Annotated in this window: 16 protein-coding genes; 10 read left to right on the forward strand and 6 right to left on the reverse strand. The window is 63.4% G+C overall.

Annotated elements, in window-relative coordinates; translation table 11 throughout:
- Nucleotides 1–45 precede the first annotated feature (45 nt).
- The 3 genes from ftsZ to IEY38_RS08070 all read right to left on the reverse strand — a co-directional run bounded on the left by ftsZ (nucleotide 46) and on the right by IEY38_RS08070 (nucleotide 4,026).
- Nucleotides 46–1,206 (reverse strand): cell division protein FtsZ, encoded by a 1,161-nt coding sequence (ftsZ, locus tag IEY38_RS08060; protein WP_188976853.1) that lies wholly within the window; start codon nucleotides 1,204–1,206, stop codon nucleotides 46–48.
- A gap of 103 nt (nucleotides 1,207–1,309) precedes the next feature.
- Nucleotides 1,310–2,665, reverse strand: coding sequence for a D-aminoacyl-tRNA deacylase (locus IEY38_RS08065; protein WP_188976855.1), 1,356 nt, complete (start codon nucleotides 2,663–2,665; stop codon nucleotides 1,310–1,312).
- A complete protein-coding gene (locus IEY38_RS08070) occupies nucleotides 2,665–4,026 on the reverse strand; it encodes a sodium:calcium antiporter (RefSeq protein ID WP_188977349.1) in 1,362 nt (453 codons plus the stop codon). The genes IEY38_RS08065 and IEY38_RS08070 overlap by 1 nt, the downstream gene beginning before the upstream one ends.
- A gap of 133 nt (nucleotides 4,027–4,159) precedes the next feature.
- On the opposite strand from IEY38_RS08070, the gene IEY38_RS08075 reads away from it, so the two are divergent.
- From IEY38_RS08075 to IEY38_RS08095, 5 genes are all read left to right on the forward strand, one after another.
- Nucleotides 4,160–4,957, forward strand: coding sequence for a shikimate dehydrogenase (locus tag IEY38_RS08075; protein WP_188976857.1), 798 nt, complete (start codon nucleotides 4,160–4,162; stop codon nucleotides 4,955–4,957).
- 50 nt (nucleotides 4,958–5,007) lie between these two features.
- Nucleotides 5,008–5,622: a helix-hairpin-helix domain-containing protein gene (locus IEY38_RS08080; protein WP_188976859.1), complete on the forward strand. Its 615-nt coding sequence runs from the start codon at nucleotides 5,008–5,010 to the stop codon at nucleotides 5,620–5,622.
- A 70-nt stretch (nucleotides 5,623–5,692) separates the two neighbouring features.
- Nucleotides 5,693–7,162: an aminodeoxychorismate synthase, component I gene (pabB, locus tag IEY38_RS08085; RefSeq protein ID WP_188976861.1), complete on the forward strand. Its 1,470-nt coding sequence runs from the start codon at nucleotides 5,693–5,695 to the stop codon at nucleotides 7,160–7,162.
- The gene (locus tag IEY38_RS08090; RefSeq protein ID WP_188976863.1) at nucleotides 7,159–7,908 is read left to right on the forward strand and encodes an anthranilate synthase component II; all 750 of its coding nucleotides are present in this window, start codon (nucleotides 7,159–7,161) and stop codon (nucleotides 7,906–7,908) included. The genes pabB and IEY38_RS08090 overlap by 4 nt, the downstream gene beginning before the upstream one ends.
- Nucleotides 7,893–8,765 carry an aminotransferase class IV gene (locus tag IEY38_RS08095; protein WP_188976865.1) on the forward strand — a complete coding sequence of 291 codons (873 nt, stop codon included), beginning with the start codon at nucleotides 7,893–7,895 and terminating at the stop codon, nucleotides 8,763–8,765. The genes IEY38_RS08090 and IEY38_RS08095 overlap by 16 nt, the downstream gene beginning before the upstream one ends.
- Nucleotides 8,766–8,840: 75 nt before the next feature.
- Here IEY38_RS08095 and IEY38_RS08100 read toward each other — a convergent pair whose 3' ends face one another.
- Nucleotides 8,841–10,094 (reverse strand): alpha-amylase domain-containing protein, encoded by a 1,254-nt coding sequence (locus IEY38_RS08100; protein WP_229775248.1) that lies wholly within the window; start codon nucleotides 10,092–10,094, stop codon nucleotides 8,841–8,843.
- A gap of 537 nt (nucleotides 10,095–10,631) precedes the next feature.
- Between IEY38_RS08100 and IEY38_RS08105 the strand changes: the two genes are divergently transcribed.
- Nucleotides 10,632–11,048 (forward strand): Rieske (2Fe-2S) protein, encoded by a 417-nt coding sequence (locus tag IEY38_RS08105; protein WP_188976869.1) that lies wholly within the window; start codon nucleotides 10,632–10,634, stop codon nucleotides 11,046–11,048.
- Between the two features lie 37 nt (nucleotides 11,049–11,085).
- On the opposite strand, the gene IEY38_RS08110 is transcribed toward IEY38_RS08105, so the two are convergent.
- The gene (locus tag IEY38_RS08110; protein WP_004592932.1) at nucleotides 11,086–11,376 is read right to left on the reverse strand and encodes a transcriptional regulator; all 291 of its coding nucleotides are present in this window, start codon (nucleotides 11,374–11,376) and stop codon (nucleotides 11,086–11,088) included.
- Nucleotides 11,377–11,504: 128 nt separating this feature from the next.
- On the opposite strand from IEY38_RS08110, the gene IEY38_RS08115 reads away from it, so the two are divergent.
- Nucleotides 11,505–12,371, forward strand: a complete 867-nt coding sequence (locus tag IEY38_RS08115) for a universal stress protein (protein ID WP_188976871.1) — start codon at nucleotides 11,505–11,507, stop codon at nucleotides 12,369–12,371.
- A 68-nt stretch (nucleotides 12,372–12,439) separates the two neighbouring features.
- Here IEY38_RS08115 and IEY38_RS08120 read toward each other — a convergent pair whose 3' ends face one another.
- Nucleotides 12,440–13,075 carry an FAD-dependent oxidoreductase gene (locus IEY38_RS08120; protein WP_188976873.1) on the reverse strand — a complete coding sequence of 212 codons (636 nt, stop codon included), beginning with the start codon at nucleotides 13,073–13,075 and terminating at the stop codon, nucleotides 12,440–12,442.
- Nucleotides 13,076–13,280: 205 nt separating this feature from the next.
- Here IEY38_RS08120 and IEY38_RS08125 point away from each other — a divergent pair, with 205 nt between their 5' ends.
- The 3 genes from IEY38_RS08125 (at nucleotide 13,281) to IEY38_RS08135 (ending at nucleotide 17,531) form a co-directional block, all read left to right on the forward strand.
- Complete coding sequence (locus tag IEY38_RS08125; protein ID WP_188976875.1) at nucleotides 13,281–15,041, forward strand: 2-oxoacid:acceptor oxidoreductase subunit alpha; 1,761 nt, start codon at nucleotides 13,281–13,283, stop codon at nucleotides 15,039–15,041.
- Nucleotides 15,038–15,901, forward strand: a complete 864-nt coding sequence (locus IEY38_RS08130; RefSeq protein WP_004517803.1) for a 2-oxoacid:ferredoxin oxidoreductase subunit beta — start codon at nucleotides 15,038–15,040, stop codon at nucleotides 15,899–15,901. The genes IEY38_RS08125 and IEY38_RS08130 overlap by 4 nt, the downstream gene beginning before the upstream one ends.
- 259 nt (nucleotides 15,902–16,160) lie before the next feature.
- Nucleotides 16,161–17,531, forward strand: a complete 1,371-nt coding sequence (locus IEY38_RS08135; protein ID WP_188977351.1) for a cryptochrome/photolyase family protein — start codon at nucleotides 16,161–16,163, stop codon at nucleotides 17,529–17,531.
- Nucleotides 17,532–17,559: the final 28 nt, after the last annotated feature.

The raw sequence follows: 17,559 nt of genomic DNA on the forward strand, positions 1-17,559 counted from the left end.
TTTGGTGATTAAAAAAGAGTGAAAAATCTGAGACGACGAGGCAGTTTAGTCGACGTAGTCGATGTCTTCGCCGAGTTGCTGGGCGGCCTTCTCCTGTTCGGCCTCGCTCTGGCCGTAGATCTGTGGGCTCTCGACGCCGGTGACGACGATCATCGTCTCCATCTTGCCCTCGAACTCGTTGTTGACCGACGCGCCCCAGATGATGCGGGCGTCGGGGTCGATGCGGTCGTAGATCTCCTCAACGACGCCCTCGGCTTCCTCGATGCTCATGTCAGGGCCGCCGACGACGTTGACGAGTGCGGAGTTCGCGCCGTCGAACTCCACGTCCAGCAGCGGGGAGCGAAGCGCCGAGCGGATGGAGTTCTGGGCCTTGTTCTCGGAGTCGGACTCCCCGAGGCCGATCATCGCGACGCCGCCGTTCTCCATGATGGTGCGAACGTCGGCGAAGTCCACGTTGACGAGGCCGGGCTTGGTGATCAGTTCGGTCATGCCCTTGACCGAGCGCATCAGCACGCGGTCACAGATCTTGAACGCGTCCTGGAGCGGCATCGACGGCGCGTAGTCCAGCAGACGGTCGTTCGGTACGACGATGACCGTATCGGAGACGGAGCGGAGTCGTTCGAGGCCAGCGTCGGCGTTGGCACGGCGGCGCTCACCCTCGGCGGTGAACGGAATCGTGACGATAGAGATGGTGAGTGCGCCGGCTTCCTGCGCGGCCTGTGCGACGACCGGGGCCGCGCCGGTACCGGTGCCACCACCGAGACCGGCGGTGACGAACACCATATCCGAGCCGTCGATAGACTGCTGGATGTCCTCGATGTCCTCTTGGGCGGCCTCCTCGCCGATTTTCGGGACCGAACCGGCCCCGCGGCCACCGGTACGCTTGCGGCCGATGAGAATCTTGGTGTCGGCGGCTACCTCGTCGGCGAGGTGCTGTGCGTCGGTGTTTGCGGCGACGAGTTTGGCCCCGTGGATGCCCTCTTCCATCATCCGAGTGACCGTGTTCCCGCCAGCGCCACCACAACCGACGACCGTGATCTTCGTTTCCAGGTCTTTGACGACGCTTGCCAGTTCCTCGTCGGACATCGTCCCCGACGTCGACATGTCCTGTGACGGCGTCGATGTCGTCTCGTCGACAGTGCCACCAGCCGCGTCCTCCCCATCTTGTTCTGCCTCGTCGATAGCGTCGTCAATTATCGAATCCATAATTTAAAGCGTCCTTGCAGACGAGCAGTTATTAGTTTTCCCCCTGTGTCTGACGCTCGTCTGACGTGTTGAGCGCCAGTTTCGACGGCTGACACGCCAGTGTTCACAGCGTATATCGACGTATACGCTCGCGCTGGAAGCGTTCTGGGTCGATCTCTTCCCCATCGATTTCGACTGACTCGCCCGAGGCGAGCTTCCCGAACTTCGGCCCCTCCGGGATGCCAGCAGTTCGGGCGAGGTCCGGGTCGAACGCCGTCTCGCGGGCGACGAGTTCGTCCGCAGTCCACTCGACGGTGTCGAAGCGCCGTTCGAGGATTTCGACGAGTGGGTCGACGACCGTTTGCAGGTCCGTCGTCGCCGGACAGACGATCGGGCCGGTGAGGACGGTTCCGTTCTGTTCGGTCGCGTACGCGATGGACTGCCGTTCGACAGTTTCGCGCAGGGCCTCGCTATCGACGCCGCGCACGTCCGAAATAAGCTCATCAGGGAGATCGATAACCGTCCACTCGCCGTCGTATCCGGGTGCAAGCTCTCCGAACCTGAGACCATCGTCGACCGGCCGGACAGCGTCTTCCAGCGTCTCGACGAGGCCAAGATCGACACCGGTCGTCTCCTGCACGAACGTCTCACTGACGACACGGTAGCCCAGCGACTCGATAGCTGCCTCGAGGTCCGGCCGGTCGCCCTCCATGAGGGCATAGTCGGCCGCGCTGGCCCGGAAGGCCCGTTCGAGAACGGTATCGCGCTCCTCGTCGCTGTCAGCCCACTCCGCCAGTGCGTCCAGCGACCAGTTGGCGGCGATATGCCCGACCGCCCAGTCCGTCTCACGGACGACCCGCTCGAATCGCGGGGCGTAGTGGCCGCCGCCGACACCGAGGAGGTGGCGGCGCGTCCCGTTTTCCCGCGGCTTGTCTGCCGGTTCGTCGGCGAGGTCCAGTATCGCCCTCGCAGCGGCCTCGGCGGCGTCTGGGTCCTCCCACTGTGGCTCCGCGCTGCCAACCTCGACAAACATCGACGGGACGCCGACCGCCGTGGGACCGTGGTGCGTACACTCCATCCCGACTTCGTAGTCCGACGGAGCGTGGCGCTGGAGCGCCGACACCACGGCCTTGTGAGCACCGGGACAGGCGCGGGCGAACTGCCCGTCTTCGCCGCCGTACTCCGCGACACCGAAGTTCCCAGTGTGGTGAGCCGTCAGGAGTTCGTCCGTCTCGCCGGCGTGTTTTGAAGCGAACACCAGCAGGTCTAGGTCGTCGAACGCCGCCGCGACGTTTTCGATGTCCAGATGTAACGCATCGAACTCGCGGAGTTCCACGCTGTCTGTACGGAACACCGTGCCACCGCCCTCGGCGTCGGGCCGCGTTTCATCGACGCTCGTTTCCCAGTCACGCAGAGAACGCAGGTGTTCGCCGATGTGAGTCGACGCCGAGTCAGCGTGTGAGACGACGATTCCAAGCATCAGTCCGCGTTCTCCAGATTGACCGGTTCACGGCCCATTGCGGTCCGGACGGCGTCACCAGCCAGTCCGAACAGGTGTTTCAGCGCCTCGCGACGCTGGACGAACAGTCCGGCCCCGACGACGACGTACAGCCCTGTGTACGCTAGCAGGAGGTCGTGACTCGATATCGGCACAGCGATGAGATCCCTGATGATAGCGAACTCCAAAATCACCTGCGAGATGAACAGCACGAACAGCCCGACGGCTTCGCGGATACTGATCTCGAAGTTGACCAGAATGGCGAGCGCGAAGAAGGACTGAGCCGCTGTAATCCAGATCTCAGCGCCCTGTCTGGCGTCGAACGGCAGGACACCGTACCCGCCGAGCGCGATAGAGTACACCACCGCGATGGTCCCGATGAGCAGCGTCCACTGATTGAGTTTCGAGGAGATGAGGGCGTTGAACCCGGCCGTCGACCGGGCTTTGTTGACCAGCACGGCGACGACGATGAGTTCGGGCGATTCGCTGGCCAGCGGGGCGACCCACTGGATCATGAAGAACTCGGGGATGCCGTTCGCGACACCGATCTCTTCGAGCCCGTGGGCGAACGGCTCGACAGCCGTGAAGATCATCACGCCGGAGTAGCCAAACAGCGCCAGGACGACGAGCGGCCGCCACGGTAGCGACCACTCCTGAAAGTACTTCGGCACGCCCACAGTGTGCTCGCTGTGTTCGATGTCAGACTTGAGCACGAGGCCGATGTACGCGACGTAGAGGCCAACCAGAAACAGCGTATCGAAGATACCGATACCGCCACCGAGGGGGACGAGAAACGCCCACATCGTCGCCAGAAAGAGGAATGCAATCTCGGTTGCGATGTCGGTGTCCAGCTGGACAGCGTCTTTCAGGAACCCGTCGCGTTTCGTGACTGCCGCGTCTCGCGTCTTTGCGGCGCGCCAGACGGTGAACACGGCGATGCCGGCCCAGCCGATACCGATGAGTATACGATTCGCGCCGGTCATGTTCGCGATCGCGAGGTTCGCGTCGTGACAGGCACGAGCGAGCCCCCCGGTCGCGGACTCGATTTCTGCCGCCGTGAACTGCCGACAGGCTTCCGTTGTCGCGCCACCAGCCCCGGCGTTCCAGGCGTACAGCGCGTCGACGGCGTACTCGGGAGCCACGGCGAGGATAGCGAGAACAGCGATAGCGAACGCCCTCGGTACGTCTTTCTCTGCGGTTTCAGCGCCCCAGGCCAGCAGGAACGACGCCCCGAGGACGGCGAGCCCACTGACCGCGACGGTGGTCACGTTCCCGACCTCAATGCCGGAAATAAATAGGTAAATCCAGCCGACAGTCAGGGCCAGCGCGACTGCGACTTGCATCAGTGGATGGCGAAAACGACTCACTATCGGAAATGTGGCTGGGTCCGGCTGAAAAGCTTGCGAAAGTGTCGGCCTAAGGCCGTGCTTCCCACAGAGCGTGGCGTTGATACGACCGGGGCGCGCTGGCGTTGGTATGGACGTTTACGGACTCATCGGCAACCCGGTCGGGCACTCGCTGTCGCCCCCAATGCATGAGGCGGGCTACGAGGCACTGGGACTTGATGCACGCTATGTTACGTTCGAACCACCAGCGGATTCTGGTGCCGAAGCCATCGAAGCGGCAGCAACGCTCGGGGTTGACGGCCTAAACGTCACAATCCCGTTCAAGCAGGACGTGCTAGACGCCGTCGACCCAGCGCCGCTCGCTGAGCGCATCGGCGCGGTCAACACCGTCGACTTCGACGGCGGGACCCCGACGGGCTACAACACCGACGCGGTCGGTGCGGTCCGAGCGCTAGAGCACCACGACGTGTCGCTGTCGGGCACGGCGGTCGTTGTCGGGGCGGGCGGTGCGGGACGAGCGGTCGCGTTCGGCCTCGCCGATGAGGGACTGTCGGTGCGGATCGCGAACCGGACCGAATCGAAAGCCGACGCACTCGCCGATGAGGTCCCGGACGCCTCCGGCCACGGGCTCGACTCGCTCCCCAACCTGCTTGCGGACGCCGACGTCCTCGTCAACTGCACCAGCGTCGGCATGGAAGAAGATACGACACCGGTCCCCGCTGACGCGTTGCACGGTGACCTCGCGGTGCTCGATGCGGTGTACACGCCGATCGAGACCCGTCTGCTACAGGACGCGGCGGCCGCGGGCGCAACGACAGTCGACGGTGCGTGGATGCTCCTGTATCAGGGGGTCGAAGCGTTCGAACGCTGGACTGGCGAAGATGCGCCAGTGGACCGGATGAACGACCAGTTGCGCGACCACCTGTAGCGGAGCGGTCACCAGCAAGAGATTTGTGTGGGGGATAAATACGTTCATGTATGGGTCTGCTTCAGAAATTGAAATCCGCCCTCGGGCTTGACGGGACTGGGTCATCCACGTCGGGAACTAACCGCGACGTGGACGTGACCGTCGAGCGAGAGCCCTCTACTGAAGACGAAGACGCTGTGAAGGGGACGAACACCGCGACGACTACCGAGACCCACACATCCGATACCGCGGCTGGGGACGGTACTGAATCAGGGGATGGGAGTGCGACGCCCGCTCACACGAACGAGTCGGAGACTGCCGCGTCACCGACCACTACTGATGACGAATCGACATCTTCGGCCGATGATTCTTCTATGAACTCCGAGACAGAAACGGTGGCCGACGACGAAGCCGGCGACTCGGAGGCCACCGCTGACGAGGACCCGGCCGAGGCCGATGCGGAGCCAGCCGAATCCAACAATGACTCGACCGATATCGAGGAGGGGAGCACCGCCCCTGTCACAGACATCAAAGGTATCGGTCCCGCCTACGCTGATCGACTCGCCGATATCGGTATCGAGACGGTGGGCGAGCTGGCCGTCGCGGATGCAGCAGACATCGCCGCAGACACTGACCTCTCCGAGAGCCGTGTTTCGGGCTGGATCGAGCGGGCCGAAGACTTCTGAGACCGTTGACGTTCCGTCTTTGTGCGCCGAACCGCAAGGGAATTAGTCGCCGCACTGTTTTTGTTCGGTAATGCAATCGGTCGAAACCGACCGGACAACGTTCACCGACCTCGCAGCCGATGCGCCCTCAGAAGCGCGCGTCCCTGTCGAGGTTCGAGTGGACGTCGATGACCCGTTTCTCGCTTATCGCCGGGCGCGCGACGAGACTGGCGGTGTGTATCTGGCGACGACCGGCGGCCAGTCTGGGTGGGGCTACTTCGGGACCGCTCCGGCGGACTTCCGCGAGGTCGATCCGAGAGCAGGCGGGACCCTCGCCGCGCTGACCGAGTTTCTCGATGACGAACGACTGGTCCGCGGTGACTGCGACGTGCCGTATCCGTGCGGAGCCGTCGGCTGGCTCTCCTACGACGTGGCACGGGAACTGGAGTCACTGCCCGACAGCGCCGACGCCGACCGCGCGCTCCCGAACCTCCAGATAGCTCGCTACGACCGCTTCGCCGCCTGGGAAGAGCCACGCGGTGAGTCGGTGACGCTGCGCGTGACGGCTTGCCCGCGGGTCGGCGACTTTGAGACGCCAGAACTGGCCTACGAGTTCGGCAAGCAACACGCGCTGGATCTGGCTCGGGCGGCCATGCAGGGCGATCCTGCAGTCGAGGACCCGCCGGTCGAAGCCGACGAAGCGACCTTCGAGAGCGACTGCACGCGCGGGGCCTTCGCCGACCGCGTCCGGACAGTCAAGCAGTACATCCGCGACGGCGACACGTTCCAGGCGAACGTCTCGCAACGCCTGCGCGCACCCGCCGCAGTCCACCCGGTCGAGGCCTTCGACGCACTTCGAACTGTGAATCCCGCACCGTACTCGGCCCTGCTTGAGTTCCCCGGCGTCGACCTCGTCAGCGCCAGCCCGGAACTCCTCCTGCACCGCGACGGTGATCGGATCGAGACCGAACCCATCGCCGGTACCAGGCCGCGTGGCGAGACGCCCGATGCCGACGACCGACTGGAAACGGACCTGCTCGACGACGAGAAGGAGCGGGCCGAACACGCGATGCTCGTCGATCTGGAGCGCAACGACCTGGGGAAAGTGAGTAAATTCGGGAGCGTCGAGGTGTCGGACTACCGCCGCGTCGACCGCTACTCAGAGGTGATGCACCTCGTCTCGGTCGTCGAGGGCCGACTCCGCGACGGCGCGTCCCTGCAGGACGCCATCGCCGCGGTGTTCCCCGGCGGCACCATCACCGGTGCGCCCAAGCCCCGGACGATGGAGATTATCGACGAGGTGGAGGCTACCCGGCGGGGACCATACACCGGCTCTATCGGCCTGTTCGGCTTCGACGGCAGAGCGACGCTGAACATTGTCATCAGGACCCTGGTCCGGTACGCCGAGGAGTACCACCTCCGCGTCGGTGCCGGCGTGGTCCACGATTCGGACCCCGACAGCGAGTATCAGGAGACGCTGGACAAGGGCCGCGCGCTCGTCAACGCCGTCGACGAGGCGCTGGGGCGGCGCGTCGACCTGTCGATGGAGGGCGAGGGATGAGCGGTCATTTTGACAGCGGTGGTAGCGGCGATAGCGGCACCGACGCCGCGGGCGGTCCGGAAACAGATTCACTGGCGCCGACCGTGCTGGTCGTCGACAACTACGATTCGTTCGCGTACAACCTCGTCCAGTACGTCGGTGAGGTGGTCCTCCGCCTCGGCGGGACTGAGGACGACGTAGTTGTGCGGCGCAACGACGCCATCGATATCGAGGACATCCGAGAGATGGACCCCGACGGCATCGTCGTCTCGCCGGGGCCGGGGACGCCCGAGGAGGCGGGCGTCTCGATGCCTATATTCGAAGAGTTGGAGTACCCGACGCTGGGAGTCTGTCTCGGCCATCAGGCACTGTGTGCGGCCAACGGCGCACCCGTCGGCCACGCCGAGGCGGTCGTCCACGGTAAATCTTCGTCGGTTACCCACGACGGCACAGGCGTGTTCGAAGACATCCCGGACCCGTTCGACGTCGGCCGGTACCACTCGCTTGCGGTCGACCGCGAGCACCTCCCCGACGTGTTGACCGAGACAGCGTACACCGTCAGTGACGGCGATACTGCTGGGACCGCTATGGCATCTGATTCGGACGACGCTGCCACCGCCGACGGCACGGACGAGTCGCAGGTCGTCATGGGCGTCCGCCACAACGACCGCCCGCACATCGGCGTGCAGTTCCATCCCGAAAGCATCCTGACTGACCACGGCAAGACCATGATCGAGAACTTCTGCCTGCTATGCAATACCACGTAAACGGGACGCTCGTCCCCGAGGACGAGGCAACGGTGTCGGTGCGCGACCGCGGGTTCATGTACGGCGACGCGGCGTTCGAGACGCTTCGGGCCTACGGCGGCGAGCCGTTCCGGTGGGACGCCCACCGCGACCGTCTCCAGCGGACGGCCGAGACACTGGGCTTCGCCGACGCCGTGCCCGGTGATCTCCGGGAGCGCGTTGACGAGACGCTAGCGGCTAACGACTTGGAGGAGGCGTACGTCCGGCTATCTGTCACGCGGGGCGTCCAGCCCGGAAAGCTCACGCCGGGGAGCGACGTCGACCCGACTGTCGTCGTCATATGCAAGGGACTGCAACGGGGCGGTTTAGAGGGTGAGCGCGTCTGGGACGAACCGGCGTCGGTCCAGACGGTCAGGACCCGGCGGATTCCTAGCGAGGCCGTCCCGGCGGATGCGAAGACGCACAATTATCTCAACGGGATTCTCGGCCGACTCGAACTCCGGAAAGCCGCCGCTGGCGGCGAGCCCGCCGACGAGTGTCTCATCCGGGACGTGGACGGAAATCTGGCCGAAGGGGCGACGAGCAACCTCTTTTTCGTCACGGACAACGGTCTCCGGACGCCGAGTACGGACCTCGATCTGCTACCGGGGGTCACCCGTGACGTGGTGATGGACATCGCTCGCGGCGAGGACTTCCCCGTCGAGACGGGCCACTACTCGCTCGATGCCCTGCGCGACGCCGACGAGGCGTTTCTCACAAACTCGACGTGGGAGATCCGGCCGATCGAGACCGTTGACGGCATCTCCGTCGGGAGCGGGCCGATGACGAAGCTCCTCCAGCGGCTGTTCGACGAGCGCATTGAGGAGCAACAGTACTGATTGCACTGAAGGGGGTAAAAAGCAAGCCAGCGTGGATCGCTGGCGTGCTAGCTGGCTGGTGCCCGCGTCCGCGGCCTACTCGGGTGCGTAGCAGACCCAACTTGTTGCGGGAACGGTGATCTGGACCCAGCTGTCACCGTTGGTCGAGATATTGCCCGCGTTGCCGCTGTAATCGTTGAGTGCCTGGTTCGTCCAGCTTGTGGGGACCCACTTGCTCCGCTGGCCGCTCGCACGGTTCAGGCCGACGAGGAGGTTCCCTTTGCGCTCGTAGACGTACAGGTCCTGATCGACGTGACGGGTCTGAGCGTCGCCGCTTGCGAGGTTGTTCCGGATCCAGAGGAGGTTCCGGATGTCGTCGTCGTCGACACTGATACGGTTGCTGTACACCCGTGGATACCCCTCGTATGTGAGGATGTAGGCGTACGCGAGTTTCTCGTAGTCCGGCGGCCCGCTGTCGTGGTTTGAAACGAACGTGAACGCCTGGAACGGCGACTGATTCACCATGCCGGCGCCGTCGAGCGCCTGCATATCGCCGCCGCTGTGGAATGTCTCCTCTTTCATCGTGTAATAGAGTGGGTAGTCAGTGACGGACATCCCCGTGTCGGCGTACCCCTGGCAGACGCTGACATCGCCGTCGAGCACCTCACCCACTGTCCAGAGATCGAGGTCGTCGGCCCACTGGTTCGCGTAGTCGGCGAAAAACGACTCGGGGACGTGTTTGGCGGCGTCCCAGCGAATGCCGTCGACACCGAGGTCCGCGTACTTCTGGACATAGTTCTGTAACTCGCCGCGGACGTATTCGGACTGCTGTTTCAGGTCTTTCAGCCCGACGAGCCAGTCGTCCTCGACCGACTCTGGATCGTCGTAGTTAATGTCGTCTTTCGGGTGGAAGTCGCGTTCGCTGAACCGGGGGAGGTCCTCGAACGTAATGCCCGGCGCGTCCCGGAAGTCGTCATTTGCAGCCATGTGGTTGATGACTGCGTCGGCGACGACGTCGAGGCCCTGATTGTGGGCCTCCTGAACCATCGCCTCGTACTCGGCCTCTGTGCCGAACACGCTGTTGAAATCCGTCAGGTCGACGGGCTGGTACCCCAGCGGTGGGTCGGTGACACCGTTTTGATGGCTCCGATCGAGGCGGCTCCGATGGGCCGGTGGAACCTGAATTGCATCGTAGCCCTGTTGTGCAACTGTTTCCAGTGTCGCTGTGACTTCTGTCCAGTCTGTGTGGTAGTACTGGTACACCGCGCTATCACCGACGGCGGCGCTACTGCTGACCGATGTGGCGGTGCCGAATACTGCAGCACCGAGCGCGCCAATCCCTTTCAGCACAGTTCGCCGAGACGCTCGGCCACTGCCGGTTATTTGGGTTCTGTTCATCTGGAATCGAAGGTGTGTCTCATGTTATTTACCATGCACATCTGCAAAGAATGATGAAACACTACATCACAATAAATAGTCGGTAGTAATAGTAGAATTATGTGTCAGAGTTCGAGAGAACCTGAATGCTAATCAGGGAAAGAATCGTCGACAGAGCCGCTATCTATACCCACTTCTGACTCTCGATATATACAGCGTTGGGAACGTATTTCTTATTTGATTGCTTAATTGCAAACTCGCTCTGTATCGAGGCGGCTCGTTCACACCACGTCTTCGCGCTCCACACCGCCAATAGCGAGACGCAACTCAGAATCCCGACGTGCCAGTGGACATCAGAATCCCGACGAGTGGTTCGCATCCGGGACCCGCTTGGTGGCCGTTCACGGCTTTGGCGACTTGATTCCCACCACAAGGTCTGCGGAGCTACGTTCCGCGCTACTCGCCGTGACCGGCGGTTTGAAACGGCTTACATCCTTACGGATGCGTAGTATGGACGAGGACAGCCGTATCGTCGCACTGGACGAGGTACCTGATGACGGAACCTTTCTGTTCACTGTTCGCGACGGGTTCGACACCAAGGAAGCGATTATTGTCGAGTTGTCAGATGCAGTCGTCGCGTTCGAGAACTACTGTCCCCACTGGACGGATGTCCGATTGGACAAGGGTAGTGGAGCGACGATCCGCAACGGGGAACTGGTGTGTGAGAAACACGGGGCGACGTTTGCATCCGATTCGGGACTGTGTAGCTACGGTCCCTGCGAAGGGGCGGTTCTGGAGGAAGTCGCTATCACCACCGAGGACGGTGACGTCTATCTGACCGACGAGCGCTACGAATTCGAAAATCAGGGACCGTCGGGCGACCACGACCTTTCATCGCGCGGTCGCATCGGCTTCTCCGGGAACTGAACGCACAGAACCGGTGCCGCTGGGAGTCGGTCCTGTATCAGCTGATCCGGTACGCCGGCTCCGAGACGGCCTCGCATTTGCACTCCGGACACCGGCTCGGTCGGTTCGTCAGGTCGTCGAAGTCCGTGAAGCCGCACTCCTCGCACTCGGGCGGCGCGACGAGAAGCTGTTCGTCGGTCGATTCCAGAGATTTCGAGATATGCTCTACGTGTGTGAGCGCGTCGCTGGTCTGTATCTCGAACTCGTTCGCGATTGTCCCGGCGGCCATCGCTTCGTCGCGTAGTTGGTCAGCGATGCGCTGGCGCGTCGTCCGACTTGCCTCGCGCATGGGAGAAGTTGGCATCCGATTGTTATAGGCTTTGTTCTGTTCTTGTGGCACCACCGTCGCCGTCTCCTGGCCAGTTCCTCCATCCGCCACGATACTTTATCACCGACGGCGGTGAATAGCGACACCCGATGTTCGACCGAATACTCGTTCCGACCGACGGCAGCCCCGGTTCCGAGCGCGCGTTTGAGGCCGCCGCGACGCTCGCAAGAACACACGACGCCACCGTTCACGTCCTTTCGGTCGTTGACGAGCACGGACCCACGGACGACTGGGATTACGACGGCGACTCCCCAGCAGCGGCCTTCATAGAATCCCAGGCCGACCACGTCGACACCGAGGACCTGTCCGTCACCGCCGCGGTCCGCGAGGGAGTTGTCCATGACGCGGTTCTCGACTACGCCGACGAGACCGACATCGATCTCATCGTCATGGGGACCCATGGTCGAACTGGCGTCCGGCGGTTCCTCCTGGGCAGCGTTACCGAAAAGGTCGTCCGTCTCGCCGACGTGCCAGTCCTCTCGGTCAAAGCCGACGCGGAGCCGGGAACCGTTTCGTTCGACGATATTCTGCTCCCAACCGACGGCAGTAGCGGCGCAGAGGCAGCGATTGAACCGACGGGCGCGCTCGCAAGCGTAACAGATGCCACCGTCCATCTCGTTTCGGTCGTTGACACGCGGTCGCTCGGTGTCGATGTCGGATCGGGCGTTATCGTCGACGAGCTGGAGTCAGTCGCGACGGATGCAGTCGAGAATACGTCCGACCGACTCTCCGAGATGGGGGTCGAAACCGTCGAGACAGCTATCGCGCACGGCGTCCCGTATCGGGCTATCCTCGACGCTATTGAGGAAGCTGATGCCGACCTCGTCGTCATCGGAACTCACGGCCGTACCGGCATCGACCGCTACCTACTGGGCAGCGTTGCCGAAAAGCTGGTCCGAACCTCGCCGGTGCCGGTGATGACTGTTCGAGCGTCGGACGCCGGTGAGGAGCAATAACGCCGCTACCAGCGGCCTATCGTAGGGACGGCCAGCCGGTAAGACAGCACCGAACGGCGCTCGACTAACTATCCGAAGTTTTCGACCTTCGCGTCGTCAGTGTTGACCCCAGCAGCTTCCAGCGCTTCCGTGGCGGCGTCGAGGAAGTCCGCGAAGCCGTAAATGAACACCTGCCCGCCGTCCTCGACGGCGTCGGCGACTGGCTCGGCCAGGGACTCCTCGCTGCCGATGACCGTGACGAGCGCTCCGGCCTCGGCGAGCGCGTCCAGCCGCTCCTCGTGGACCGGTGCATCGTCCTGATACACGACTGCGGCCTCGTTACCGTCGTCCAGCGCGCGCTCGGCGATACCGACGGCCGGACCGACACCGGAACCCCCGGCGAGAACGACAGCGCGACTCTCCCCTTCGTAGTAATCTGACCCGAACGGCCCGGCAATGCGGACACCGTCGCCCGCTTCGAGCGCGCCGAGCTGGGGGGCTAGTTCGCCGTCGGGGTCGATACCGACAGTGATCTCGAACGCCCCTTCGACTGTCGGCGAGGAGATCGTGTAGAACCGCGAGACGTCCTCCCCCTCAACGGGCAGGGTCAGCTTGACGAACTGACCTGGCTGTGCGTCGAAGGCGTCCGGTGTCTCGAAGTCGATCGCCACGGTATCCGGTCCGACATCCCGGACGGCAACCACGTCGAGGACTCGTTCATCCATACTCGGGAGTTACCGTGACCGGGCAAGGGGGTTACGGTCGCGGAGTTTCACGTTCGTCGGCATCGATTGCCGGTGTTTTCCCACATACGGTGTATTATGCCGGTATCCGCTCGAAACTACACCGGTATTCACTCGAATGCGAGTAGTGCGCGCGCGGGCGGTTACGGAAGGCTTTTCCTACCACGCTGGCTACCCGAGGGATATAATGCCAGAGGACCTGAACTGGGCCATCGGCGGCGAAGCCGGCGATGGAATCGACTCCACCGGGAAGATTTTCGCGCAGGCACTCTCCCGGGCTGGTCGACACGTCTTCACCTCAAAGGACTTCGCCTCCCGCATCCGTGGCGGGTACACTGCCTACAAGGTACGGACGTCAGTCGACCGCGTCGAGAGTGTCGTTGACCGCCTCGACATCCTGATTGCACTCACCGAGCGCACCATCCACGAGAACGAGGACGAACTCCACGAGGACTCCGTCATCATCTACGACGGTGAGCGCTCGACGATGCAGGACGTGGAGGTTCCCGGCGACGCGACGGCACTCGAAGTACCGCTGAAACGGCTCGCCGAGGACGCGGGCGGGGCCATCATGCTCAACGTCGTTGCGCTGGGCGCGGCGTGTGAGGTCACCGGCTTCCCCATCGAGAACCTCGACGAAAGCCTGGAAAAGCGCTTCGGCGACAAGGGCGAGGCCATCGTCGAGAACAACAAGGAGGCCGCCCGGAAGGGCCAGCACTACGTCCAGGAGGAGTACGGCGAGTTCGACTACGACATGGAGACCACCGACGAGGACTACGTGCTCCTCAACGGCGACGAAGCCATCGGCATGGGCGCTATCGCCGCCGGCTGTCGCTTCTACGCCGGCTACCCCATCACACCGGCGACGGACGTGATGGAGTACATGACTGGCCGCGTCGACCAGTTCGGCGGCAAGGTCGTTCAGGCCGAGGACGAACTCTCGGCCATCAATATGGCACTGGGCGCGGCCCGCGCCGGTGCCCGAGCCATGACCGCAACGTCCGGTCCGGGTATCGACCTGATGACCGAGACGTTCGGGCTGGTCGCCACCAGCGAGACGCCGCTGGTCATCTGTGACGTGATGCGTTCCGGTCCCTCGACCGGGATGCCGACCAAGCAGGAACAGGGCGACCTCAACATGACGCTGTACGGCGGCCACGGCGAGATTCCGCGGTTCGTCGTCGCGCCGACGACCGTCTCGGAGTGCTTCTGGAAGACCGTCGAGGCGTTCAACCTCGCCGAGAAGTACCAGACCCCGGTCTTCCTCGTCTCGGACCTCGCGATGGCCGTGACGGAACAGACCTTCTCGCCAGAGACCTTCGACATGGACGAGGTCGAAATCGACCGCGGGAAGGTCGTCGACGAGAACGAAATCGACACCTGGCTGGACGAGAAGGGCCGCTTCCAGGCCCACTTTGCGGCCGCCGACGGGGTCTCGCCGCGTGCATTCCCCGGCACGACCGACGGCGCACACATGACGACCGGCCTCGAACACGACGAACTCGGTCGCCGGACCGAAGACACGGACGTGCGTATCGAGCAGGTCGACAAGCGCCAGCGGAAAGTCGAGACCGCCCGCGAGCAGGAGGACTTCGACTACCGCGAGTTCGGCGACCCCGACGCCGACACGCTCGTCATCTCTTGGGGCTCCAACGAAGGGGCTCTGCGTGAGGGACTGACGCTGCTGGAGGAGGACGGCTACGATGTGCGGTTCCTCTCGGTGCCGTACATCTTCCCGCGGCCGGACCTCTCCGAAGAGATCGAAGCCGCAGAGGACGTCATCGTCGTCGAGTGTAACGCCACTGGCCAGTTCGCGGACGTCATCGAGCACGACGTCCTCGAACGGGTACAGCGAATCAACAAGTACAACGGCGTGCGGTTCAAAGCAGACGAACTGGCGACCGAGATCAAGCAAACGCTTGACACACCCGCGGAGGCAACACAATGAGTTCCGACGTTCGCTTCACAGACTTCAAATCCGACAAGCAACCGACCTGGTGTCCCGGCTGCGGTGACTTCGGGACGATGAACGGCATGATGAAGGCACTGGCAGAGACGGGCAACGACCCCGACAACACCTTCATCGTCGCCGGTATCGGCTGTTCCGGCAAGATCGGGACGTATATGCACAGCTACGCGCTTCACGGCGTTCACGGCCGCGCCCTGCCGGTGGGCATCGGCGTGAAGATGGCCAACCCGGACCTCGAAGTGATGGTCTCGGGCGGCGACGGCGACGGCTACTCCATCGGTGCCGGCCACTTCATCCACGCCGTTCGCCGGAACGTCGACATGAGCTACGTCGTGATGGACAACCGCATCTACGGGCTAACGAAGGGGCAGGCCTCACCGACCTCGCGCGAGGACTTCGAGACCTCGACTTCGCCCGACGGACCGAACCAGCCGCCGGTCAACCCGAAGGCGCTGGCGCTGGCCTCCGGTGCGACGTTCATCGCGCAGTCGTTCTCCTCGAACGCGCAGCGACACGCCGAAATCGTCCAGAAGGCCGTCGAACACGACGGGTTCGGCTTCGTGAACGTCTACTCGCCGTGTGTGACGTTCAACGACGTGGACACCTACGACTACTTCCGCGACGCCATCGTGGACCTCGACGAGACCGACCACGACCCGTCGGACCGCGACCAGGCCAAGGACAAGATCCTCGAAAGCGAGAAGGAGTACATGGGTGTCCTATATCAGGACGAGGACTCCGTTCCCTTCGAGGAGCGTGAGGGCGTCGAGGGCTCGATGGCCGAGATTCCGGACGGTGCGCCCGAGGGCGCGATGGACCTCGTCCGCGAGTTCTACTAGACCACCTTTTTCAGCGTCGCCTTTCCTCGCGCGATCACAGAGCGCGCTGTGGGAAGGCTCCTCGAAAAACGTGGGCGAAAAAGGCCGGAATCGAGGATCGGCCTCGATTCCGGTGAAACGGCGGCCTGCGGCCGCCGTATGCTGACCACTGTGATTTTTGACTCGCTGACCACCCGGCGACAGCACATTGGCTTTGGGACCGACGCCTACACAATAGAATCGGGTTTGGACCCATATGCGGGCATCCCTAACAACAGGTATGCACGTCTTCTGGCACCAGCGGGACCTCCGGATACCGGATAACCGCGGACTGACTGCCGCCGCCGCAGACGAGGAAGTACTGCCGGTGTATGTTCTCGACACAGACCTGCTGTCGAAGGTCGGGAAGCGGCAGCGAGCCTTCCTGCTGGCCGGCGTCCGAGCGCTGAAACAGGCGTATCGGGACCACGGCGGGTATCTACTTGTCAGGAAGGGAAGCGCCGTCGAGGTGCTCTCAGATGTCGTTGACGAGTACGATGCCGACCGGGTGTACTACAACGAACACTACCGGCCTGCACGGCGGAACCGACAGCGCCGCGTGGACGGGGAACTCCCGACGAAATCGCTGACAGACCTCGTGCTCGTCGACCCGGCGGGGCTCGATAGCCGGTACCAGAACCACAGTCGCTTCTACGACGACTGGCAGGCCCACCACAAGCTACCGCCGGTAGGACGTCCGGAAGGCGACTCGCTCGTCGACGTGTCGGACTCGACGACGGCCCCGAGCATCAAGACGGATATCGACTTGCCGACGCCCGGCTACGAGGGCGCACGGCAGCGGTATGACGACTTCCTCACCGGCGGCATCGAGACGTACAACGACACTCGGGATGATATGCGGGCTGCTGTCGAGCGGCCGAGCAGCGCTGTCTCGCGTATGTCGCCGTACCTCGCGGCGGGGATGATCGGCATCCGCGAGATGTGGCGGGACGCGTCCGACCGACATACGGAAGCCACCGGTGACGCCCAGCGGAACATCCAGAAGTACCGCTACGAGCTTTCGTGGCGCGAACAGAGCTATCACCTGCTGTACCACAACCCGACGCTGCTGTCGGAGAACTACAAGTCGTTCCCGAACCGCATCGAGTGGGAAAACGACGAGGACAACTTCGAGGCATGGAAGCGCGGCGAGACGGGGTATCCGTTCATCGACGCCGGGATGCGCCAGCTGGAACGGGAGGGGTACATCCACAACCGGCCGCGCCAGAACGTCGCGTCATTCCTCACGAAACACCTCCTCGTTGACTGGCGTGAGGGGGCGCGGCACTTCCGGAAGCGACTGGTCGACCACGACCCGGCTAACAACGCCGCCAGCTGGCAGTGGACGGCCTCGACCGGGACCGACTCCGTGGACGTGCGAATCTTCGACCCGGTCGCACAGATGAGCAAGTACGACAGCGGGGCGGACTACGTTACGGAGTACGTGCCGGAACTTCGTGACGTTCCGGCGAACAAAATCGTCGACTGGCCGACGCTCTCGGACGGCGAACGCGAGGACCTGGCCCCAAACTACTACCACCCAATCGTCGACCGGAACGCCGCCTACGAGCGGGCACAGCGCGTGTTCGAGACGGCGCTGGGGAAGCGCTAGTCGGTTCGAGAGCGTTGCTGACGCCGTT

It is taken from the genome of Haloarcula sebkhae (assembly GCF_014647415.1).
Classification (GTDB): Archaea; Halobacteriota; Halobacteria; order Halobacteriales; family Haloarculaceae; genus Haloarcula; species Haloarcula sebkhae.